The following is a 21,576-nucleotide window of genomic DNA, read 5'->3' as shown; positions in this document are numbered from 1 at the left end:
AATTGAAGAATGGCAAAAGTACCTTCTCAAGCAACTGTGACTGAGCATATTGTCGATATCAACGTATCGGAAGAAATGCGGAACTCATTTTTGGAGTATTCATATTCGGTCATCTATGCACGTGCTTTGCCCGATGCTCGCGACGGCTTAAAACCAGTGCAACGCCGAATTCTCTTCCAAATGGATCAGATGGGCTTGCGTCCCGATAAGGGGCATGTTAAGTCTTCCCGCGTCGTTGGAGACGTCATGGGACGCCTGCACCCCCACGGTGATGCAGCTATTTATGACGCTATGGTGCGCCTTGCCCAACCTTTTACTTTGCGCTTGCCGATGGTTGATGGTCACGGCAATTTCGGTTCGCTTGACGACGGTCCCGCTGCCCCGCGTTATACCGAGGTACGCATGGCGAGCGCAGCGCAAGCTATGACGGCGTCGCTACATGAAGACGTCGTCGACATGGTTCCAAACTACGACAACACTCTGCTGCAACCAGAGGTGCTTCCCGCCGCCATTCCCTATTTGCTTGTCAATGGCTCCTCGGGAATCGCCGTCGGCATGGCAACAAATATGGCTCCCCACAACCTCGTGGAGGTCATTGCTGGCGCTCGTCATTTGCTTCGCCATCCAGACGCAAGCTTGGATGAAATTATGCGTTTCATCCCTGGGCCGGATCTGCCTGAGGGCGGAAAAATCGTTGGACTTGACGGTATCCGCCAAGCTTATGAAACTGGTCGGGGAATCTTTAAGACCCGCGCTACTGCTCATATCGAAAGTATTTCCGCTCGAAAGAAGGGCATCGTTTTCACCGAGCTTCCTTATCTGACCGGCGCTGAAAAAGTGATTGAAAAGATCAAAGATGGCGTGCAGTCGAAGAAACTTCAGGGTATCTCTGGTGTTCAGAACCTCACCGATCGCCACCATGGCATGCGGCTAGTTGTGGAGGTCAAGAATTCTTTCAACCCCGAGGCAGTGTTGGCATCGCTGTATCAACACACCCCCTTGGAAGAATCCTTTGGCATCAATAATGTGGCGCTTGTAGACGGCCAACCCCGCACACTTGGGTTGATTGACCTGCTCAAGGTATATATTGACCACCGAATCTCAGTTACCCGCCGCCGCTCACAGTTCCGCCTGACCAAAGCTCAAAACCGACTTCATTTGGTTGAAGGCCTGCTCATCGCGATACTCGATATCGACGAAGTGATCGCGGTAATTCGCTCCTCCGACGATTCTCAAGCGGCTTTGAACAGACTCATGGCTGTTTTTGACCTCTCTGAACAGCAGGCTGAGTACATTCTGGAATTGCGTCTGCGGCGGCTTACCAAGTTCTCGCAGATCGAGCTCGAAGCAGAGCGCGATGAATTGCTCAAGCAGATCGCACAGCTCGAAGCGATTTTGGCATCAGACGAAGCGCTTAAAGATCTCGTAGCGGCAGAAATGGAAGAAATTGCGCGCGAATACGGCACTGAACGCCGTACCGTTTTGCTTGAAAGCGATAATCTCGCCAGTGCCGCCGCCAGCAAGAAGATGAATCTCAAGATTGAAGACGATCCTTGCTGGGTGGCTCTCAGCGGCACCGGACTTGCCGCTCGTATCGTTGACGATGCCCCGCCGTCGCGCTCTGGCGCCCGCGCTTCCCACGACGCAATAACTTCGCTCGTAAAGACTTCCAACCACTCCCATATCGGCGTCTTGACCAATACCGGTATGGTTCACAAGCTCTCGGTGCTTGACGTTCCAGCTATTCCAGTAACCGATAGCGCACCAGGCTTGGGAGCGGGCTCTCCACTCGCTGAGCTCGCGATGCTCGGCAAAGATGAACACCCAATCGCGGTATTCTCCTTGGCTGAGGATTCTACTCCACTTGCTATTGCCACCGCGCAAGGAAAGATCAAACGTTTGAATCCGAGTTTCCCACAGAAAGCTCCGTTTGAAGCGATTGCTCTAGCCGACGGCGATTATGTGGTTGCAGCTCAGCCTGCCCAAGATACTGATGTTATCGTTTTGGTTACCGACGACGCGCAGTTGCTTCGTTTCGACGCTCAGGCTGTTCGTCCGCAGGGACGCAGTGGTCAAGGTGTTGCCGGTATCCGGTTGAACGACGGCGCGCGCGTCCTCGCCATGGGAGTGGCACCTGCAGACGACATCGGCGCGCAAGGCGTTGTTACCATCGCTTGTTCGTCAACAGCGCTTCCGGGCACTGAGCCAGGCAGCATTAAGATGACGCCGCTTGATCGCTATCCAGCAAAAGGCCGTGCTACAGGCGGTGTGCGCACGCATCGCTTCTTGCGCGGTGAGGATCAGCTGTCCTTTGCGTGGGTGGGTGAATTGCCAGCTCGCGCAAATACCAAGACAGGTCAGGCAGTAGAACTTCCAGAGATAGACGAGCGTCGAGACGGATCCGGCACTCCGGCGTCGGGCATTATCGCTGCCATCGGCTGATACGAGGGTAGCATTGACTTTTCCCGACGAGCTTGGCTTCGCTTCTGCCTAGGATGATGGGTTTCAGCTCAATCTGAGCTTGTGCAAAGAAACCGAGCTCAGTTTAGGTTGAGCTCACGCTCAACCACGATCATCTGTGCAACGAGTTCAAAGTTGAAGTCGCATAACATATGGGCTGTTGGGTTGGCATCGTTCTGGGCATCACTCTCAAGGTCGATACCAATGTAATCCATCGAATCTTGCGCAAATGCCTGCATACAGGTGGAAACAAGATTTTCCACCAAATTCCGATCATTCCACTTGGGCAGAACGGCTATTTCCTCTACATAACCTTCATCTTCACGATCGTCTGTAGTAAACGAGCGGAATTTTGAGCACAGCACGTATCCGGCAAGCTCAGGACGGTCACCGAAGGTATCGAGGGCTACGAAGCACCACCGATCAACCATTGATCCGCGCAGTTCTTGCCACTGCTCAAAATTTTCCACCGTACCAAAGGCGTGTTCGGTCATGAACTCTTGATGGGCGTTCCACACCATAGGCTCAAATTCTTTGGTGAGCGGCACAATTTCCAAGTACCTCCCAAGCGGCGGGACATCAGGAAGTGGCGTTAATGAGCGCCGGTACTGCCAATAACGCTCAGTTTCCTTGAAATCATAGAGAGTTGCAAGATTCGCCAAATCTGCTTGGTCTGAATCCATATACATACTCAACCGGGCCTGAGAATAACCTAAACTTGACATCAATTCACGTGCCGCATTTTGCTGGCGCTCAAGCAATTCAGCGCCTAAACCAAGCGCGCGCCACTGAGTATGTACTCCGCCCGATACAGTAAGTGATAGGCCGTCGTCGACCCGCGAAGCGCGAATGAAACTGAAGGCCACGAGCTCCGAATCCACCCATGCACCTTCGGCAAGCCAAATTTGATTCTCACTAAAATAGGATTCAACTTCTTGGCGAGTAGTGCGAATAGCAGCATGATCTGCTTCTTCAATCAAAGTGATGAGATTTCCGACGGCTGCTACATCAGAAACTGTCAGATCTTTCCAAGTCCAAGAAGCGTTCATTGAAGTGGTCATAGGTCAATCGTGTAGAGTATTTGCGCTGCGCGCTCGGAGAAATCATATTCGGCTAAGAAGCGCTTATGCGGATCAGCGTCCGCGATCACGGGCACAACGATTTTGTCGCCAATATCAGCGAGATCTGAGCGCATATACGCCACAATAATATCGGTTCCGATTCCTCGATTGCGCAGGCCACGTTCAACGCCATAATGGCGGATAAGCCGTTCTGAAGCATCATCAGTTGCAACTGCAACTGTGTAACCGACGATATTCGAATCTTGCAACCACAGGAAAGATTTTTCGTAGTCAAAACTCTGCGATAACCGTGACCAGTTTTCTTCCGAATAGGGCTGCAAGCGCTCTTTCGAAATACTCAAACGGTTGTGTAGTCTGCGTAGCTCTTCGCTATATTCTGGCGTAAATCCGACGAGATCGAAGCCTTGGGCGACGAGGCGAGCCACCGCTTCGTCTCCCTGTGCAAGATCATGGGCACAAACCTCTTTACACAGCAAGTTCTTTCGAATGTAGGGAGAAAATCCACCAGCTGCTAGCAGACGACGACGGTCAAGATTTCCCGAATTCACTAACGAACGAATTGAAACCGGAAGGTCACGCCCGTCCAGCGCGATAAGCTGCCGAGCCCGCGCGTCTTGCCATTCAAGTAATTGGCGGCCAATACCGCGCCCACGCCATTCACCGCTAACAACAGCGAAAGTATCAGCTTGGATTTCTGTTAAAGCATCAGAATTGACCTCCACCATGGCGAAAGCTTTTAATTCGCCTTTGGAGTTCCAGCCGCCTAAGGTATCGGCACTGTGCGGATGCTCAACAGCAAAATCCAATTCAATTTGTGCAGTGCGTGAACTCACGCGATCACCAGTGAGCGATTCACCTGCTGATTCCTTCATAAGATTCACAACGTCTGGGATGTCCTGAGTCGAAATTGATCTCCACGAAAGTCCCAAATGAGCACCTGGGTGAGTAGCTACTTGCGGAGGATTTAGCCTCCGCACTAGGGATTGCGCACCAGACGCATCCTCAACAGTTGTGTGTGAAGTGGTGATCATAGTCCTATCTTATCGAATATTGACGCCACGTAGCCAACAAAACAATACGGGCATGAGGAAAAAGTTACAAAGCTCTGCATTCATGCATACTAAAAGGCATACAGAATTTTACGCATCAATTTGATCACGTGAAATAGCATGCGCACTATCCACGATAAAATCTTTGCGCGGAGCTACTTCGCTTCCCATCAGCAGCTCGAATGTTTGCTCTGCATCTTTCAGCGCCAGTTCGTCCTCCATTGAGATTCGTCGCAAAGTTCTGCGCGCGGGATCCATGGTGGTTTCAGCAAGTTGATCCGCATCCATTTCGCCAAGTCCTTTATAACGTTGGATCGGCTCTTTGTAACGCTTTCCCTCGCGCTCGAGCTTTTGCAAAACTGCGTGTAGCTCTGCATCAGAATAGGTGTAGATATATTCGTTTTTCTTACTACCCGCGTGAACGACTTCAACGCGATGTAAAGGTGGAACAGCAGCAAATACTCTGCCGGCTTCAACTAAGGGGCGCATATATCTAAAGAACAGCGTCAACAATAGCGTGCGAATATGTGCGCCGTCCACGTCCGCATCGGTCATGAAAATAACCTTGCCGTATCGCGCTGCCTCTACATCAAAGGTGCGGCCAGATCCAGCACCTACCACTTGAATAATCGACGACACTTCTTGGTTCTTCAAAATATCGGCCGGTGAAGCCTTTTGCACATTCAAAATCTTGCCACGGATCGGGAGCAATGCCTGGAAATCCGACGAACGCGCCAGCTTGGCTGTACCTAATGCAGAGTCACCCTCAACAATAAACAGCTCAGTTCGTGCAATATCTTCCGCACGGCAATCAGCCAATTTCGCTGGCAAGGTGGAAGTTTCGAGAGCATTTTTGCGCCGCGAGATCTCCTTTTGTGTACGTGCTGCCACTCGCGCGCGCATTTCGGCAATAATTTTTTCCAGCAAACGTTGATTTTCCGTCTTCTGATCACGCTTGGTGGAATTAAGAATCTTGAGCATCTCTTTTTCCACGATTTTCGACACGATGGCACGAATCGGACCAGTTCCCAGAATTTCTTTCGTTTGCCCCTCAAATTGCGGTTCGGGAAAGCTCACCGTAACCACAGCTGTAAGCCCTGCTAGAACGTCGTCTTTCTCAATTTTTGGATCACGCGCAGTGACCTTGAGCTGCCGTGCCTTGGACTCAATTTGGGCGCGCACCGCCTTAAGCAGGCCTGCTTCATACCCTTGGATATGGGTACCGCCCTTGGGGGTAGCAATGATATTGACGAAAGATTCTTCAACCGTTTCATAGCCAGTTCCCCACCGCATTGCAATATCGACTTTGCATTCACGCTGAACATCCTGAGCGCGCAAGTGTCCTGATGCTTTATCGAGCATTTGCACGCTCTCAGTAAAGTGACCCGATCCTTGGATATGCAAGATATCGGTTACCGGAGGATCGATAGCGAGGTAGTCGACAAAATCGACCACTCCCCCTTCAAAGAAAAATTCTTCGGTGCGCGGAGCAGTGTTTTCTTCGTCCAAAATGCGTTCGTCACGAACCGAAATCCGCAATCCTGGCACAAGAAAAGCTTTTTCACGCACTCGTTCAATGAGCTCGTCAAATTTGAAGTGCGCAGACTTTGGAAAAATCTCCGGGTCAGCCCAATAGCGCACCCGTGTGCCTGTCACCTTCTTGGCAACCTTGCCAATAACACGCAATTCTGAGGAATCTACAAAGGCTTCAAATTGAGAATCAGGGCGCGCAACTCCGCCGCGATCTTTGAAAATTCCTGGTTCTCCACGTCGGAACGACATCGCCCACGTTTTACCATCGCGATTTACTTGTACGTCAAGGCGCTCTGATAAGGCGTTGACGACGGAGGCACCCACACCGTGCAATCCACCCGAGGATGAGTACGAACCGCCACCAAATTTTCCGCCCGCATGCAACTTTGTGTACACAACTTCCACACCGGAAGCACCTGTACCTGGCACTTCGTCAACTGGAATACCGCGACCGTCGTCTGCGACCTCAATCGAACCGTCGTCGTAAATAACAACGCTAATGTTCTTGGCGTGGCCTTCCAACGCTTCGTCTACCGCGTTGTCGATAATTTCCCACGCACAGTGCATCAATCCACGCGAATCAGTGGATCCGATATACATACCTGGTCGTTTGCGCACCGCCTCGAGTCCTTCAAGGACTGACAGGTGACGAGCAGTATATTCTTGCGATTTCACAGTATTTGGCACAGGCAGATTTTATCGAGATTTTGTATATCTTTGCTTATCACCACGCACCAAACAGAATAAAGTAGCAAAAGTCATGGAATGACGTTCTTAGAAAGTATGGAATAGAGTTCCTAGCTCGCGTGGCGGTAGCAAGGATCAGTTACTTCTTGATTTGATCAGTTTGATCCACGATATGAATTGCAACTTCGTCGATTTTGGTGCGATGCTGGCGTGCGTGATGCGCACAGAACATGAGCTCCCCAAACGGCATAGTTACCACCACGTATGCTTGAGCTCCACAAGCATCGCAACGGTCAAGTGCTGTTAATTGCTTTTCATCTTCTAGTACTGCGTTCACATCTTGATAATCGCATGCTTATATTCTGAAACTCAAGGTAGCCACCCCACATTTCACGGTGGACGAAAACTAAGCCAGATTTTATCGGCACTGAGTCGTTTGTTGTTGCTGAAAGCTCGTGGTCTGCTGGTGCTAACTCGTGTTGCGTTGGTACCAACTCGTGGTCCAAGAAGACAAACTCGTGCCCAGATGGCGAAAAATCAATACCGAAACTCGCTCGAATAATACCGTTCACATCAATCCTCCACCCTACTAAGCTGGGCATGTGAGTACGCACGTGAATGAAGCGCAAATGAATGATGCCCAATATGCCATCGTTGATCTTGAAACAACTGGTCTTGATCCGCTTAATGATCGAATAATCGAAATTGCGATTATTCACGCGGATCACGCACTCACCGAAGAATACCGTTGGAGTTCGCTCGTCAATCCCCAACAAGAAATTACAAGCACGCAAATCCACCATATTTCACAAGCCGACGTTGCTACTGCGCCAACTTTCAACGAGCTACGAAACAAAATCATCGAACTGCTCCACAACCGAATCATCGTGTGCCACAACGCAGCATTTGATTGTGCTTTTCTCAACGCCGAGTTTCGTAGATGCGCTGGTAGCGATACTCGTGGCATCCAAAACAGAAGTTCAAAAGATACGTCAACTTCAGTGCAGGTTGCGCAAATACCAGCTACAGCACTGGTATGCACGATGAATCAATCGCGAATTTATTCAAACTCCGAGCGCCATTCGTTATTTCACTTGGCAACATTCCACAATATTGATACACCCACCGCTCACCGTGCCATGCCCGATGCTCAAACATGCTTTGCACTTTTCAGATTGTTCGTGAACGCCGAGGCGTGCGGAGATCGTTTGCGCGATCAAGCCACTGATCGTCATGGAAATACAGTTTTGCCCGCGCAATGGCACAATGCCACCGCGTGGGCAAAATCTAACGTCGAAATATCGTAACTAACAGCTAGTCAGATATTTTCAGCTTGGCATTATTCTCAGTCGAGGTAATCTCGAAGTACCTGCGAACGCGAAGGGTGACGCAGCTTCGACATCGTCTTAGACTCAATCTGCCTAATACGTTCACGAGTAACACCATAGACTTTACCGATCTCATCAAGCGTCTTTGGCTGCCCATCGGTCAAACCGAAGCGCATCGCAACAACACCTGCTTCTCGCTCCGAGAGAGTATCGAGTACTTGGTGAAGTTGCTCTTGCAAAAGCGTGAATCCAACCGCATCAGCAGGCACAACGGCTTCAGAATCCTCAATGAGATCGCCAAACTCCGAATCGCCGTCTTCACCCAGCGGGGTGTGCAATGAAATGGGCTCACGACCATACTTTTGCACTTCAACAACTTTGTCTTCACTCATATCGAGTTCTTTAGCGAGCTCTTCGACCGTAGGTTCACGTCCCAGATCCTGAAGCATCTGCCGCTGCACACGAGCCAATTTGTTGATAACTTCAACCATGTGAACAGGGATACGGATTGTACGCGCCTGATCCGCCATCGCACGGGTGATCGCCTGACGAATCCACCACGTAGCATACGTAGAAAACTTGTATCCCTTGGCATAATCAAATTTCTCTACTGCACGCACCAGACCAAGATTTCCTTCTTGGATAAGATCCAAGAACAGCATTCCGCGGCCGGTATAACGTTTTGCCAAAGAGACGACGAGGCGCAAGTTCGCTTCTAGGAGGTGATTCTTCGCGTTTTGTCCATCACGCGAAATCAACACGAGTTCGCGGCGCTCGCGTGGATCTTCGATCTCGGTACTATCGAGAATATGACGGGCGTAGAGCCCGGCTTCAATACGTTTCGCCAGTTCAACTTCTTGTTCAGCATTAAGAAGAGCGACTTTACCAATTTGTTTGAGGTAATCCTTCACCGAATCTGCGGTTGCACCGGCAACATGTACTCGCTGCTGCGGTTCATCAGTGTCGTCAGAATCCTTCATAACGAAGGCGCCTGACGTGGCAGTCTTTGCTTTCTTCTCTACTTCAACGTCGTCGTCAATCTCATCAGCCGACGACGCGCTGGTATCTGTATCGAGATCGTCGTCTTGTTCGTCGTCATCATCAAGATCTTCGTCGTCAATCTCATCTACGTCTACGTCAACATCGATATCGGCATCGTCGAGAGTATCTGGTTCTTCCGGCGTGGATGCCGAGTCCAAATCTGGATCATCTAGTTCGTCGGTAGTCTCGGAATCATCAGCACCAGATTCAACCAGCTCTTCAGCCTCAAGATCTGCCGCCTTCTTCTTCGACTTCGCACTAGTCTTTTTGGTAGCAGGATTCGCCGGCGTTGCGGGAGCAGCGGATTCGGTTCCCACGAAAGCGATGAGTTCTTTTTTGGTCAGCGCCTTGGCGTCTTTTTCGCTGAGTTCGCCGCGACTTACGCGGTACTCCACCCAGGCAGATTTGAGAGCCGACTCCGGTGGCATCTCGACCTGTTCAGATTTCACTGATTTTGCAGTAGTTTTTGCCTTGGACTTTGAAGTGGAAGCAGCCACGTGTGACCTTTCGAACTTGATGTATTGCTGAGAATCCAGCTGCACCATTATAACGTGCAAATTGTGCGGCATCCTAACTGAGCCACGCCAATATAACAATGAAACAGGTGTTTTTATTCCGGGGTTTTGAAAGTCTTGCTCGCTTATTTCGCGCTCAGATCGGGCACACTAGGCCGCCTCACCAGCACTGAACATGGCACGTCTAACAAGATCCGTTGAATCTGGGAACCCAATTGCACTTTTACTTGTGATGTTTTCGACTTCAAGGTCACAATCACCGTATCGGTTCCATGCGGATCGACAACCGCCGCTATCTTTTCAACAAGATCCTCACCATTAAGAACAGGATCGACCCGAAAATCGACGCCTGCATCTGCCAATTTCTGCGTTAAATTCCCAATCTGTTCTTGAATATATTCCGCCAGATTAGCGAAATCTTGCGGCATCGACGCAAAATCCAAAAATACGCGAAGCTGTTCATTGTGAGTTTGAACGTACTCGATCCCGAAATTAATAGCTTCACATTCCAGATCTGAAGCACGAACGGGTATTAGTACAGTCATTGTCAGCCTCTCTGTGTAGATAACGCCATACACATAAATATCGACGTACTCACAAGGCTATCACTGCCGTTCCCGATAGTCATGGTGAGACTTTAGACCCACTCACATCCAAGGTGGTGCAAGCCTCGCTTCGACTGCGTAGGAAACAAGCTGCGCTAAGGAATAGTCTGGCTTCCGTGCCAGCGCAAGCCGTGAAGTGTGGAAAGCCATACTCCCTTTTCCAAGCCACCAGTATAAGTACGAAATCGTAGCCATAGCAGTGACGTCCTGTACCGGCGTCAGCGCATCTATGAACATAAGTAACTCGATTATTCGATCCATTCGCGATGCTATTGGCGTACTTGTGGTTGCTTGACTCAACAAATCGGATAGTGGCGCACTATCAGTGGCAGAAAATGCGGATATTGTGCCGTCAACTGCAAAAACTATGAGGCGATCGCGCGTATGGATTTCTCGTAAGGATACAATGAGCTTTGCCAGTGTTGGCGCTGAAAGTTGGGCGAAATATTCACCAACACCGCGCCCATCACGAAATAAATCGCCAAGCACAGTTTCCCATAATGTATCAACCTCGCGATGAGCGTTTTCTTCTCCAAACAGGTGAGCGCCATGCTCGTCACATGTGTCGCTGTGATCATCGAAAGTGCTGTCATTTTTGTTCGCACTACTGCCGCGCCCTTCGTACGCGGCATATTGTTCTTCCTCCTGCAGAGCTCTCAGCACTGCCTTTCTCCGCACTTCGATATCACAGTCGCTACACTCTCCTTCGGCTTCACATCCCGCCCGTTCATCCTTAAAGTGCAACGCGCTCCCGGCATAAATAAGTTCAGCGCTCAATTCAGTGTTCTCAAGTTGCGAATAAGAATGCCCATATTGGCTTATAAGCGTGTCAAACTCGCCATGGTTTCCCATCAGATACTCGGTGTTCACATCGTCAAAATCAATCCACGAAATATAATCTGTGGCAAAGACGCCCAGCATAGCGTCCTCAATCGACTGGCAAGCAAGATACTCGTGAATATTCATCGCCAAATTTAAGACACATTCCACAGCACGCCTATCCGCAGCCATCGCATTGAGATTAGCTCCAAACCAGCATACTGCCACTGCCTTAGCTTTGTATTCGGCTATCGTTTCAAGAACCGACGCGACCGCAAGAGGGTTTGAGCTCGCACGTTGAATATCCAGTACAATCATCGGACCGATCGCTCCAAAAGCGTCGTCATTATCCGTATCACCTTCGACTCCGGTCAACGCACGCCCATGAGGGACATATCGCATACCAGAATTCTGTTCCTCGTTGGATTGTTCGACTAATAAGCAACTAACCACGAGAGCATTGACTGGTTTGAAACCAAGTGCGTGCGGAATGAGAAGTAAAGATTCCGCCAAGGTCTGCATATGTAATGTTGTTTCCATGCCCCTAAGAGTGCGCCACATAGTCAAAATATTTGGCCGCTCAAGATCTCCTTGTGGAAAATACTTCCCTTTGGCGAGAATGTGGACAACTAAGCCAATCGGATATACTGAGATTATGCGTTTTGATCTCAACGGTTTTCGTCATGAAGTGACGCAATTTATGCAAGGCAAACTCGCTACGGTACCGTGGCCGACGACGGATTCCGCATCCGAGCAGTACGCTCAGTTCACTGCACCACTCGAATCCTTTATCGCATCCGGGAAGCGCACCCGCGCGCTATTTCTCGCCGCCGGTTGGCAAACGGCAGCGCCACAGCGTCTACAAGGTTCAGCGTCACTTCCAATTAAAGCTGGTAGTGCGGTGGAGTTTTTTCAAGCAGCAGCTTTAGTTCACGATGACATCATCGATAATGCCTCATCACGGCGTGGATTCGACTCTGTTCACGTAAATTTTGCCAAACGCCACCAAGCCCAAAATCTCGGTGGTAGTTCAGCTCATTACGGGTTGAGCTCAGCCATTTTGCTCGGCGATTTCCTAGTATCTATAAGTTCTCACATATTTGAAAAAGCCGAAGCCATATCGCTCGAAGCACACGCGCAGGCGCGCTCGTTATTCCATTCAATGACGGCGGAAGTGGCATTTGGACAATTCCTCGACAACCGAGCTCAGTACACTCCCCTAGATGCTGATCCTACAGCGCTCGTGCGCAACGCTTTCGCCGTCTTACTTCATAAATCAGCTCGCTATTCCGTTGAAGTACCGCTGCTCATCGGCGCCACGCTGGCAGGTTGCGACGACGATCACCGCCAGGTTTTATCGACTGTTGGATGTCCGCTCGGAGAAGCTTTCCAGTTGCGCGATGACGTATTGGGAGTTTTTGGCGACCCGCGTGTTACCGGAAAACCTTCCGGAGGAGATTTAATCGAGGGAAAACGCACCGTCCTGATCGGATTGGCCTTACAACGCGCAACTCCAGCCCAAATACAGCTTTTGCAGTCTGTATTAGGTACACAGATGGACGCTACACAGATCGATACTGTGCGAGAAATTATTTCCGATTCAGGCGCCTATGCTGAACATGATCGTCTCATTCAAGAACGCGAAGAACTCGCCTATCAGGAACTAGAGCGCAAGAATTTAGACAGTCCGCTCCTATTTGCTCTGCTGGAAGAATTAGCAAACCGAACTGCGTAGCGTGAGCACAAAAATCAGAAGATGAGCCCGGTGATCACGCGACGCACAGCATGAACATTTCCTGTGCGCAGGCATTCAAGCGGAGTCTTGCCCAATTCTGGTTCGTCACGCAACAACCAGTCCATCGCTTCGTCGTCTGAAAATCCTGCATCGGACAAGGCAATTAATGTACCCCGCAGCGATTTAAGTGGTTGTGCCACACCCTCATTGACAACAATCTGATCAGGGTGAATCGACAAAGCCTTGTTTGAGCCACGACGCACAGCCACCAATTTCTTCTCCGCCAAAAGTGAACGAACGTCCCGTTGGCGCAGTGAGAGGAGGTCAGCAACCTCAGGAATCGAAAGCCATTGCGGTTCTTGAATACTATTCATCACCACTATTGTACCGCCGATTTGATGCGAAAAGTTGAAGACACGCACAACTTTCAACTATCATCACATCTGTAACATCAATCTACAAATTGCTCATTTGTAACATCAGTACCAAATCAATGCTCTTGAGTGATTTCCTCGGAGGTAATCGGTAATGGCAAAATCCACCAAAGCTACTGGAACCGCGCTGGCAGCTGCCACCGTCATGGGTCTCGTGCTACCAACCGCGTCAGCTGCCACTGCTCAAGCAGCACCATTTGAGAATTCCCTGCTTGTACACGGCAACTTGGCACTGCGCCCTACAGCGACACTTGCGCAGGCGCCGTCGGCTCCACAGGTAGCCACTTATCAGGTTCAACGTGGCGACTCGGTATGGAAGATCGCTAAGAAATTTAATACCTCAATGCAGGCGATTATTACTGCCAATGGATTGAGCGCCAATGGTCGAATCTACCCCGGACAACGCCTGATTATTCCATCAACGCAAACCCAGCTTCAGACCCCGGCACCTGGTCAAACACCAGCGCCAGTAGCATCTGCAGCACAGACTGCGTCTGAAACGGGCGCCACATACACCGTCAAACGTGGCGATACGCTCTCGTCCATCGCTAAACGCCATGGCACAAGCGTGAACGCGCTAGCTTCGCTCAACCGAATCGCCAATCCATCGAGAATCTACGTGGGCCAAACGCTTCGTATTTCTGGAGCTTCTGGAGCTGTGGTTACGCAAGTAGCAGCCCCTGCGCCGAGCGCTCCAGCTCCACGCCCTGCTTCGCCAAGCCCTGCGCCAGCACAAAAGCAATTAGTTAAAAACAACTTCCCTGGTTACACATATTCCGATGCCACGGTAGCTGCCGCAAATGCCAATAAGAACGCGCTGGTGAACTCAAGCGTGCCAAGTAAGGCGCAAGTTCAGCAGATGATTATTCAAACCGCCCGCGACATGGGAGTCGACCCACGTTTGGCTCTCGCGCACGCATATGTAGAATCTGGATTCGACGCCCGCGCCGTATCTCCAGCCAATGCGGTTGGCACAATGCAGGTGATTCCAAGCGCAGGTCAATGGGCATCACAGCTCGTGGGGCGCCAACTCAACTTGCTCGACCCGCGCGATAATATAGTTGCCGGCGTCGCCATTATTCGTTGGCTACAGCGCAACGCAAGCTCGATGGATCAAGGAATCGCTGGTTACTACCAAGGTCTTGGCGGCGTACGCAAATACGGCATGCGCTCAGATACCGTGCGCTATGTAGCAAAAATTAAATCAGCGATGGCACGCTTCTAGGAGTATGCGGCTAAATTCTCCCGCGAATCATTGCTAGACTTGACACTAGCAATTTCGACACACGAGCCGGTCGCTTAATCGCGGCCGGCTTCGTTAGATAGGCTTTATCTTGTGAATGTTTCTGATCCAATACTTGGCACGGTTATAGAAAACCGCTACGTGATCCAAGCTCGCCTCGCCCGCGGGGGCATGGCGAGCGTCTATCGCGCCACTGATTCGCGCCTAGGTCGCGATGTTGCAATCAAATTCATTCACCCTCACTTGGCAGAACAAGACGCCCTCACACAAAGATTCATCAAAGAAGCTCGCGCCGCAGCAAGCCTCTATTCGCCGCATATTGTGGCAGTCTACGATCAGGGTGTAGCACACCTTGCCGATGGAGCGCGCGCCTACCTCGTTATGGAACTCGTACCAGGCCCGAATCTGCGCAAGCAGTTCAGTGAGCTAGGATCTTTCACGCTTGGTCAAGCATTCGACATCATCAAGCAAATTCTTGTGGCTCTTTGCGTCGCCCATGAAAAAGGCATCGTACACCGCGACGTGAAACCTGAAAATATCCTGCTCAGCGACTCGTTCGACCACACCCACCATCTCAATACCAGCGGTATCACCGCCAAAGTCGGCGATTTTGGCTTGGCAAAAGCGGTAACCGACTCCTCCAGTGCACACACTACCTCCATGCTTGGAACAGTGGGTTACATCGCACCCGAAATCGTCTCACACGGAAAAATTGGCCCAGCTTCAGACATATATTCGGCCGGAATTATGCTTTACGAACTACTGGCTGGCCGCCAGCCTTTCACAGGCAATTCCCCGCTAGCCATCGCCTATTCGCATGTAAACGACCCAGTGCCACGGCTACACGAACAAGCGGAGTGGATTCCAGTAGCGGTCGATTCTCTCATTTCCTTGTTTACGGCAAAAGACCCACATCGACGTCCGCAAACTGGTGCTGCTGCCCTCGATGCACTTACCGACGTCTACGAGGCAATACCGGAAGAATTATTGATTCGCCGCATACCTGTATTTCCGGTCCAAAAAGAAACTGAAGCTCCCCAGGAAGTCCAAGCGCCGACGTCGTCCCCCACCCGCGCGTTTGCAGCAACCGAAATCTTCACCAGCTCTGACGATGACGCACCCGAAGAAACTCATGCGCCACTTGCGGCAACTGGATTACTTCCCGAGGAATTTAAGCCTGAACTTACAGCTAATAGCAGCACAAACGGCGCAGATTCCGATACAGGTACCAAGCCTCCTGTGAAGAAGCGCCACCGCTGGCCACTGATCCTTGGTCTCCTTGCGCTCATTGCTTGCGCCGCAGGTTTTGGCGTCCATTGGTGGTTCACTGCCGGCCCAGGGCTTCGCGTCCAAGTCATTAATGTGGCAGGGCAACCTGAGCAAGATGCCGTTGCAAACCTCAAAAAAGCTGGATTCTCACCGAAAACGAGTCACGCTTTCTCCGATACGGTTGCCAAAGGCTACGCCATTGCGACTGATCCACAAAGCGGTGCCAAGATACATCCGTCCACAACGGTAACCGTCATTATTTCCGACGGCGTTGAAATGCTCACTGTGCCGAATGTCGTGTCACAGCCCCAGAATCAGGCTGAAGCAACGCTACGCAGTGCGCGCTTCTCTCCTACCATCACGCAGACGTGGTCTGACACAGTGGAAAAAGGAAAGGTAGTCTCACAAGAGCCTGCCGCTGGCAGTTCAGTTCCACACGATTCTGAAGTGAAAATTGCAATTTCTCAAGGTCGTGAGCCGGTCAAGGTCCCTAATGTTACCGGTAAAGACACTGCCCAGGCGCAAGATATGCTAACCAAGGCAGGGTTAAAAGCCAATATCTCAGAAGATAATTCTCCAACAGTACCGAAAGGCCAAGTGATGAGCCAAGACCCGGGAAATGGCACCACTCTATACCGTAACGACACGGTGAATCTCGTTGTTTCAAAAGGTCCGCAACTCGTCCAAGTTCCAGATGTCTTTGGCAAGCAAGAAAAAGAAGCTATCACGATTTTGAAGAATGCCGGATTCCAGGTTGAAGTTGAACGAATTTTGTTCGGCGTATTCGGAACTGTGCGAGCACAGAATCCAGGAGCTGGAGAAATGGTGCTCCCAGGATCAACGATCAAGCTAAAAGTAGTCTAAGAATTTTCGCGTAGAATTTCAGATACCAAAAAAGCAGTTTCGAGTGACTGCTGGTGATTGAGGCGCGGGTCAACCAGCGTCTCGTAGCGGGTGGCGAGCGTATCTTCAAAGATCTCCTCTGCACCACCAAGAACTTCCGTTACGTCGTCGCCCGTCAATTCGATATGCACTCCACCTGGACAACTCCCCATCGCCGAATGCACTGAGAAAAAGCGACTAATCTCTTTGACTACATCGGTCATTCGCCGCGTTTTGTACCCATTAGATGCAGCAATGGTATTGCCGTGCATCGGATCCGTTATCCAAGTAACTGGTCGCCCATCGCGCTGGACTGCCTCAATTATCGGCGGGAGTTTATCAGTGATCACGTCCGCACCCATGCGAGTAATAAGTGTTAACCGCCCAGGTGTGCCGGCTGGATTAAGCTTGTCAATAAGCGCTTCAACCTCATCAGAGGCCACGTTTGGCCCGAGCTTCACCCCAATGGGATTCTCGATACGCGATAGCATTTCCACGTGCGCATCATCAATTCCACGGGTGCGCTCTCCAATCCACAAGAAGTGAGCGCCGGTGTTGTACAACTTTTCAGTTCGGGAGTCCACGCGCGTCATAGCATGCTCGTAATCGAGGAGCAAAGCTTCGTGCGAGGCATAGAAATCAACCGTGCGCAAAGATTCAGAGTTAGCTCCCGCCGCCTCCATAAACTTCATGGCTTTGTCGATTTCACCAGCCAGCTGATTGTACCGTTTGTATGCTGGGTTCGAGGCAAAACCCTTATTCCACTCATGAACTTTGGAAAGATCGGCAAAACCGCCGGCTGTAAACGCGCGAATCAAGTTCAGCGTGGCTGCCGAACGCTGGTAGGTTTCAATCAGACGACGCGGATCTGGCACGCGAGATTCGGGGGTAAATTCAAAGCCGTTGACGGCATCGCCCATGTAGGAGGGAAGCTCAATCCCATCGCGTACTTCCGTTGCATTCGAACGCGGCTTGGCATATTGCCCAGCCATCCTACCTAGTTTAATCACTGGAACCGATGCGCCATAAGTAAGAACTACCGCCATTTGGAGAATCGTTCGAATCTTGGCACGAATCTGATCTGCGCTTGAACTCTCGAAAGTCTCTGCGCAATCACCACCTTGCAAAACAAATGCTTTGCCTTCCGAAGCACGTGCCATGAGAGCAGTGAGTTTATCTGCCTCACCCGCGAAAACAAGTGGTGGCATTAAACGCAAATAATCAACTGCCCTGTTGAGCGCCACTGCATCCGGATATACCGGCTGGTGCAGAGCCCGCCGAGATGACCACGCAGTGTAGAGTTCTTCTAATTGATTATTTACATCCATGTTCACATAAACAATTCTAAAGTGCCCCGCTCACTTTATGTGTGGTGATACCACTTTGTGAGCGGAGCACTTGAGATTGAACTAATATGCCTTGTTTACCAGCGAAAACCAAGGAACGACTTTCAGGCTTTTGCTTCCCATTTCTGGCCAATTTCAGCGAGAAGCTGAGCAAACCACTCTTGATGTACGTCAAATGGCTTTGCGCCTGCGATGCGGGAGAACTCAATCGCACGCAATTCGTCGTTGTGTTCTTCATCGTGGCCAACTACGCCCGGTTTCGCCTGCAATGCACAGTCCACGGCGAATTCCGCCATCTTAGCAATGAGCTCCAAATCGCGCTCATTCGAACGCGCCGAGCGCGAGAAGTAACCTGACTTCTGCACCATCACCTTTTCAGCACCAATCGCATGTGCAAACTGCTTAGCAAACCACTGACCAGGGTTAATCGTGTCGAGCTTAACGTGTCCAAATGGATCGCGTTCCACTTCGATACCATCTTCGAGCAGCTCAGCGATGATCTCTTGTACGCCTGCGCCTTCGGAAAGGAAGATATTCACATTGCCATGCTCATCCATGATCTTGCGCAAACGCGATGCTTCAACATCTAGATCGAAAGAAATCTCTGGAATATAAACAGCATGAATATCCCAACGCTCTTGGGAAAGACCAGCCGAAGGAACATACTCTTGTTCCTTAACCCACTGATGATAGTCATGAGCAGACTGTGCGGTGAGATATCCACAGTTGCGCCCCATCACTTCGTGGATGATGAGCATACGCGGATTTGAGCGGTGCTCACCGATGATGTTCTGCGCAAAAATTGACGCCTGCTCCGCGGCTGTCCAGGCACCGAGCGATTGGCGAATAGGAACGATATCGTTGTCAATCGTCTTAGGAAGGCCGACGACGGTCAGCTCGTAATCGTTTTCGTGCAAGTATGCAGCAAGATCGGCTGCGGTGGTATTGGTATCGTCTCCGCCAATGGTATGTAGCACGTCAACGCCGTCACGACGCAGATTTTCTGCCGCAACTTCGAGGGCATTCTGCCCTTCCTTGATCAGACCACGATCAATAAGGTTTTGATTATTGGTGAGCTTTACGCGCGAGTTTCCAATCGGGGATCCGCCGAATTTCTTCAATGTGGCAGCATTCTTGCGAGCTTCTTCGTCAAATACCACATAGTTACCAGTGAGCAGACCATGGTAGCCATACTGGTAGCCAATAATTTCAATGTTGGGGTCTACTGCGTTATAGCGCTCAATAAGCTCGCCAACAGCAGTGGACAAACAAGGTGCAAAACCGCCTGCGGTAAGCAGGGCAACGCGACGGATAGTCATCCGTATCCTTCCTTAGAATCTTCAATGAACCTTACATTCACCGGCCGTGTACGGCACTAGTATGATTCTACCGGCTCTGAAAATATTTTATAGTCCAAAAATCCCACTTTTATTCCTCTGCCTCTGCGTTGGTGAGAAATATTGGATCAAGGCACCTTAATCGACAATGTTTGCCGGTAGACTTGTCGTAGTTATTGGTTTCAATTGCAAAGGACGTTCTCACAATGGCTACCGCTATCGTACTTATCGATGCACAGGTTGATCAGATTCCCGAAGTTGCTCGTCATGTTGCATCAATTACAGCTGTTGACCAAGTATTTTCGGTGACTGGCGACGTCGATCTCATCGCGATTGTGCGCACGGCACACCACGAGGAACTTGCCGATATTATTCCTGGTCAAATTGCCAAAGCTCCAGGTGTTCGCGCAGTGAAAACGTATTTGGCTTTCCAAGAATTCTCCACCGCGGATCTCGACGCAGCTTTCGATCTTGGTCTAAATTAACACAATCCTCAATCAACGCGATGTGGTACGAACGCCACTTAGGCCATACTTTGAGAGAGGTCTATCCAGCGCCGTGCCAGTTCCTGTGCTTTTCCACTATCGATAGCATTTTCAGCGATCGAAATCCCGTTGCGTAAGCGTTCTACAAGCGATCCGTGACTAGGATCGACGCCGTCTAAACGTGCGTCTGCCACAATCGCAGCTGCCGCATTCAACACCACAGCCTGTCTAATCGCATTTGGTTCACCGCGTAGAACCGCAGTTGCTTTTGCAGCATTGTACTGAGCGTCGTCGCCCAAAAGATCATCAATCGTTGCTGCGTCAAGGCCTAAATCAGCAACAGCGTCGATCACGCTATAGCTCACGTCCCCGTTGCGCACTTCCCACACTTGGTTAGGCGTTACAGTAGAGAGCTCATCAAGGCCGGTGAGCCCACGGAAAACTAAGGCACTATTACCACGCTTAGCGAGAACACCAGCTACGAGCGGTGCATGTTCCTCTCGCGCCACGCCGATGGCACTCGCATGCACACGTGCCGGATTTGTTAAAGGGCCAAGAACGTTAAAAGCGGTAGGAACAGCCAACTCTTTACGCGCCTGAGCGGCGAAGCGCATTGAAGGGTGGAACTTATTTGCAAAGAGGAATGCAATTCCAACTTGTTCGAATACTTTTTCGACGCCGCGCGCTGATAAGTCGAGATTGACGCCGAGCGCCTCGAGGCAGTCAGCCGATCCCGATTTCGACGACGATGCGCGATTTCCGTGTTTAATAACCGGCACTCCAGCTGCGGCAATGACGATAGCCGCCATCGTCGAGATATTGACAGTCCGGAAGCGATCACCTCCCGTGCCCACGATATCTACCGCACGGGAGGGAAGATTAATTTGCGTGGCGCGAGCCTGCATTGCGTCAGCGAATCCAAGCAGTTCGTCGGTAGTTTCCCCTTTTGTGGCAAGTGCAGTAAGGAAACCTGCTAAAACTACAGGCGATGTTTCACCGGCCATCACGCTGCCCATCGCCCAATGAGTCTGCTGTGTTGTTAAATCCACACCACGAATCACTGTAGAGATAAGGTCTGGCCAGGTGAAACTCTCCATTAGCGAACGGCTTTCTCCCTCAAAACGCGCGCTACTACCGTCGAGAGCTCGCGTGGATCAATCGGATACGGCACGATAGCATTTGGCTTTGATACTCGCGCCAGCCATTCATCTTGTGGACGAGCAATCAAAACAATGTAGTCCATATCGGGATCGATTTCGTCACGAACTTTCTTACCGAGCCCAATGCCGCCCAGCTTCGGGGTTTCTGCATCGAGAATGAGAAGTGAAAAATTCCCCTCCTGGATTTTCATTTCTGCTGCTTGCCAGGTTGCAGACTCCGTCCAGTTGATAGCTGGAAGATCTTTTCCAAGGCGATTTCCTACCGCATTCATAACATCTGCACGGACTTCCCTGTTATCCGAATAAACGAGAATGTTAATAGCATCGTTTTCAGCAGGTACAGTTGCAGATTCGTTAACCGACATAGGAAATTCCTTCCAATTTTTGTTCTCTTGCTCGATTCAGATCAAGGCTCAAGCACAACATAGTGTACCGATTTTCTCGATCTTTGTGCGAATACACAGTAATCGTACATCGTTATGAAGAATTATTGCGCACATAGTGAAATTTCAAAGATCGTAGGTCTTTAGCCCCTATCATTATATATGAGGTCGCAATTACACCGC

18 protein-coding genes are annotated in these 21,576 nt (G+C 50.5%); 6 read left to right on the top strand and 12 right to left on the bottom strand.

Annotation, left to right across the window (positions count from 1 at the left end; genetic code table 11):
- Window positions 1-9: 9 nt before the first annotated feature.
- Entirely contained in the window at window positions 10-2,442 is a 2,433-nt protein-coding gene (locus EZJ44_RS02800) for a DNA gyrase/topoisomerase IV subunit A (RefSeq protein WP_131279911.1), read from the top strand.
- A gap of 98 nt (window positions 2,443-2,540) precedes the next feature.
- Here the strand turns inward: EZJ44_RS02800 and EZJ44_RS02795 are convergent, their stop codons facing one another.
- From EZJ44_RS02795 to EZJ44_RS02780, 4 genes are all read right to left on the bottom strand, one after another.
- The gene (locus EZJ44_RS02795) at window positions 2,541-3,521 is read right to left on the bottom strand and encodes a GNAT family N-acetyltransferase (protein WP_131279909.1); all 981 of its coding nucleotides are present in this window, start codon (window positions 3,519-3,521) and stop codon (window positions 2,541-2,543) included.
- Window positions 3,518-4,573, bottom strand: coding sequence for a GNAT family N-acetyltransferase (locus EZJ44_RS02790; protein WP_131279907.1), 1,056 nt, complete (start codon window positions 4,571-4,573; stop codon window positions 3,518-3,520). Before EZJ44_RS02790 ends, EZJ44_RS02795 begins: the two co-directional genes overlap by 4 nt.
- Window positions 4,574-4,681: 108 nt before the next feature.
- Complete coding sequence (locus EZJ44_RS02785) at window positions 4,682-6,811, bottom strand: DNA gyrase/topoisomerase IV subunit B (RefSeq protein ID WP_131279904.1); 2,130 nt, start codon at window positions 6,809-6,811, stop codon at window positions 4,682-4,684.
- Window positions 6,812-6,950: 139 nt separating this feature from the next.
- Window positions 6,951-7,148 carry a DUF7455 domain-containing protein gene (locus EZJ44_RS02780; protein ID WP_131279902.1) on the bottom strand — a complete coding sequence of 66 codons (198 nt, stop codon included), beginning with the start codon at window positions 7,146-7,148 and terminating at the stop codon, window positions 6,951-6,953.
- Between the two features lie 265 nt (window positions 7,149-7,413).
- Here EZJ44_RS02780 and EZJ44_RS02775 point away from each other — a divergent pair, with 265 nt between their 5' ends.
- On the top strand, window positions 7,414-8,118 hold the full coding sequence (locus tag EZJ44_RS02775; protein WP_131279900.1) for a 3'-5' exonuclease: 705 nt from the start codon (window positions 7,414-7,416) through the stop codon (window positions 8,116-8,118).
- Window positions 8,119-8,156: 38 nt separating this feature from the next.
- Here EZJ44_RS02775 and EZJ44_RS02770 read toward each other — a convergent pair whose 3' ends face one another.
- The 3 genes from EZJ44_RS02770 to EZJ44_RS02760 form a co-directional block, all read right to left on the bottom strand.
- The gene (locus tag EZJ44_RS02770; protein ID WP_277751385.1) at window positions 8,157-9,677 is read right to left on the bottom strand and encodes an RNA polymerase sigma factor; all 1,521 of its coding nucleotides are present in this window, start codon (window positions 9,675-9,677) and stop codon (window positions 8,157-8,159) included.
- Window positions 9,678-9,820: 143 nt separating this feature from the next.
- The gene (locus tag EZJ44_RS02765) at window positions 9,821-10,240 is read right to left on the bottom strand and encodes a universal stress protein (RefSeq protein ID WP_131279898.1); all 420 of its coding nucleotides are present in this window, start codon (window positions 10,238-10,240) and stop codon (window positions 9,821-9,823) included.
- Between the two features lie 102 nt (window positions 10,241-10,342).
- Window positions 10,343-11,659: a DUF4192 family protein gene (locus tag EZJ44_RS02760; protein ID WP_165496088.1), complete on the bottom strand. Its 1,317-nt coding sequence runs from the start codon at window positions 11,657-11,659 to the stop codon at window positions 10,343-10,345.
- 115 nt (window positions 11,660-11,774) lie between these two features.
- On the opposite strand from EZJ44_RS02760, the gene EZJ44_RS02755 reads away from it, so the two are divergent.
- On the top strand, window positions 11,775-12,854 hold the full coding sequence (locus tag EZJ44_RS02755) for a polyprenyl synthetase family protein (protein WP_165496087.1): 1,080 nt from the start codon (window positions 11,775-11,777) through the stop codon (window positions 12,852-12,854).
- A 14-nt stretch (window positions 12,855-12,868) separates the two neighbouring features.
- Here the strand turns inward: EZJ44_RS02755 and EZJ44_RS02750 are convergent, their stop codons facing one another.
- Entirely contained in the window at window positions 12,869-13,228 is a 360-nt protein-coding gene (locus tag EZJ44_RS02750) for an Rv2175c family DNA-binding protein (protein WP_131279892.1), read from the bottom strand.
- A 154-nt stretch (window positions 13,229-13,382) separates the two neighbouring features.
- Between EZJ44_RS02750 and EZJ44_RS02745 the strand changes: the two genes are divergently transcribed.
- On the top strand, window positions 13,383-14,513 hold the full coding sequence (locus tag EZJ44_RS02745; protein WP_131279890.1) for a lytic transglycosylase: 1,131 nt from the start codon (window positions 13,383-13,385) through the stop codon (window positions 14,511-14,513).
- A 111-nt stretch (window positions 14,514-14,624) separates the two neighbouring features.
- Window positions 14,625-16,664 (top strand): Stk1 family PASTA domain-containing Ser/Thr kinase, encoded by a 2,040-nt coding sequence (gene pknB / locus EZJ44_RS02740; protein WP_131279888.1) that lies wholly within the window; start codon window positions 14,625-14,627, stop codon window positions 16,662-16,664.
- On the opposite strand, the gene EZJ44_RS02735 is transcribed toward pknB, so the two are convergent.
- Together EZJ44_RS02735 and EZJ44_RS02730 are read right to left on the bottom strand one after the other, a co-directional pair.
- The gene (locus tag EZJ44_RS02735; RefSeq protein ID WP_131280316.1) at window positions 16,661-18,010 is read right to left on the bottom strand and encodes a class II 3-deoxy-7-phosphoheptulonate synthase; all 1,350 of its coding nucleotides are present in this window, start codon (window positions 18,008-18,010) and stop codon (window positions 16,661-16,663) included. The two genes, pknB and EZJ44_RS02735, sit on opposite strands and share 4 nt — an antisense overlap.
- A 122-nt stretch (window positions 18,011-18,132) precedes the next feature.
- Window positions 18,133-19,347, bottom strand: a complete 1,215-nt coding sequence (locus EZJ44_RS02730; protein ID WP_131279886.1) for a pyrophosphate--fructose-6-phosphate 1-phosphotransferase — start codon at window positions 19,345-19,347, stop codon at window positions 18,133-18,135.
- A gap of 224 nt (window positions 19,348-19,571) precedes the next feature.
- On the opposite strand from EZJ44_RS02730, the gene EZJ44_RS02725 reads away from it, so the two are divergent.
- The gene (locus EZJ44_RS02725; RefSeq protein WP_131279884.1) at window positions 19,572-19,850 is read left to right on the top strand and encodes an Lrp/AsnC family transcriptional regulator; all 279 of its coding nucleotides are present in this window, start codon (window positions 19,572-19,574) and stop codon (window positions 19,848-19,850) included.
- A 38-nt stretch (window positions 19,851-19,888) separates the two neighbouring features.
- Here the strand turns inward: EZJ44_RS02725 and trpD are convergent, their stop codons facing one another.
- Window positions 19,889-20,947 carry an anthranilate phosphoribosyltransferase gene (gene trpD, locus EZJ44_RS02720; RefSeq protein ID WP_131279882.1) on the bottom strand — a complete coding sequence of 353 codons (1,059 nt, stop codon included), beginning with the start codon at window positions 20,945-20,947 and terminating at the stop codon, window positions 19,889-19,891.
- Window positions 20,947-21,375 carry a response regulator gene (locus EZJ44_RS02715; RefSeq protein ID WP_131279880.1) on the bottom strand — a complete coding sequence of 143 codons (429 nt, stop codon included), beginning with the start codon at window positions 21,373-21,375 and terminating at the stop codon, window positions 20,947-20,949. The genes trpD and EZJ44_RS02715 overlap by 1 nt, the downstream gene beginning before the upstream one ends.
- Window positions 21,376-21,576: the final 201 nt, after the last annotated feature.

Origin of the sequence: Arcanobacterium bovis (assembly GCF_004331995.1) — a bacterium.
Lineage (GTDB): Bacteria > Actinomycetota > Actinomycetes > Actinomycetales > Actinomycetaceae > Arcanobacterium_A > Arcanobacterium_A bovis.
The sequence above is the reverse complement of the archived record's forward strand: the minus strand, read 5'-3'. Positions and strand labels throughout refer to the sequence as shown.

Coding starts and splice junctions, on each gene's coding strand:
- EZJ44_RS02800 (WP_131279911.1), top strand. CDS start 10: ATGGCAAAAGTACCTTCTCAAGCAACTGTGACTGAGCATATTGTCGAT.
- EZJ44_RS02795 (WP_131279909.1), bottom strand. CDS start 3,521: ATGACCACTTCAATGAACGCTTCTTGGACTTGGAAAGATCTGACAGTT.
- EZJ44_RS02790 (WP_131279907.1), bottom strand. CDS start 4,573: ATGATCACCACTTCACACACAACTGTTGAGGATGCGTCTGGTGCGCAA.
- EZJ44_RS02765 (WP_131279898.1), bottom strand. CDS start 10,240: ATGACTGTACTAATACCCGTTCGTGCTTCAGATCTGGAATGTGAAGCT.
- EZJ44_RS02760 (WP_165496088.1), bottom strand. CDS start 11,659: ATGGAAACAACATTACATATGCAGACCTTGGCGGAATCTTTACTTCTC.
- EZJ44_RS02755 (WP_165496087.1), top strand. CDS start 11,775: ATGCGTTTTGATCTCAACGGTTTTCGTCATGAAGTGACGCAATTTATG.
- EZJ44_RS02750 (WP_131279892.1), bottom strand. CDS start 13,228: ATGAATAGTATTCAAGAACCGCAATGGCTTTCGATTCCTGAGGTTGCT.
- EZJ44_RS02745 (WP_131279890.1), top strand. CDS start 13,383: ATGGCAAAATCCACCAAAGCTACTGGAACCGCGCTGGCAGCTGCCACC.
- EZJ44_RS02735 (WP_131280316.1), bottom strand. CDS start 18,010: ATGGATGTAAATAATCAATTAGAAGAACTCTACACTGCGTGGTCATCT.
- EZJ44_RS02730 (WP_131279886.1), bottom strand. CDS start 19,347: ATGACTATCCGTCGCGTTGCCCTGCTTACCGCAGGCGGTTTTGCACCT.
- EZJ44_RS02725 (WP_131279884.1), top strand. CDS start 19,572: ATGGCTACCGCTATCGTACTTATCGATGCACAGGTTGATCAGATTCCC.
- trpD (WP_131279882.1), bottom strand. CDS start 20,947: ATGGAGAGTTTCACCTGGCCAGACCTTATCTCTACAGTGATTCGTGGT.
- EZJ44_RS02715 (WP_131279880.1), bottom strand. CDS start 21,375: ATGTCGGTTAACGAATCTGCAACTGTACCTGCTGAAAACGATGCTATT.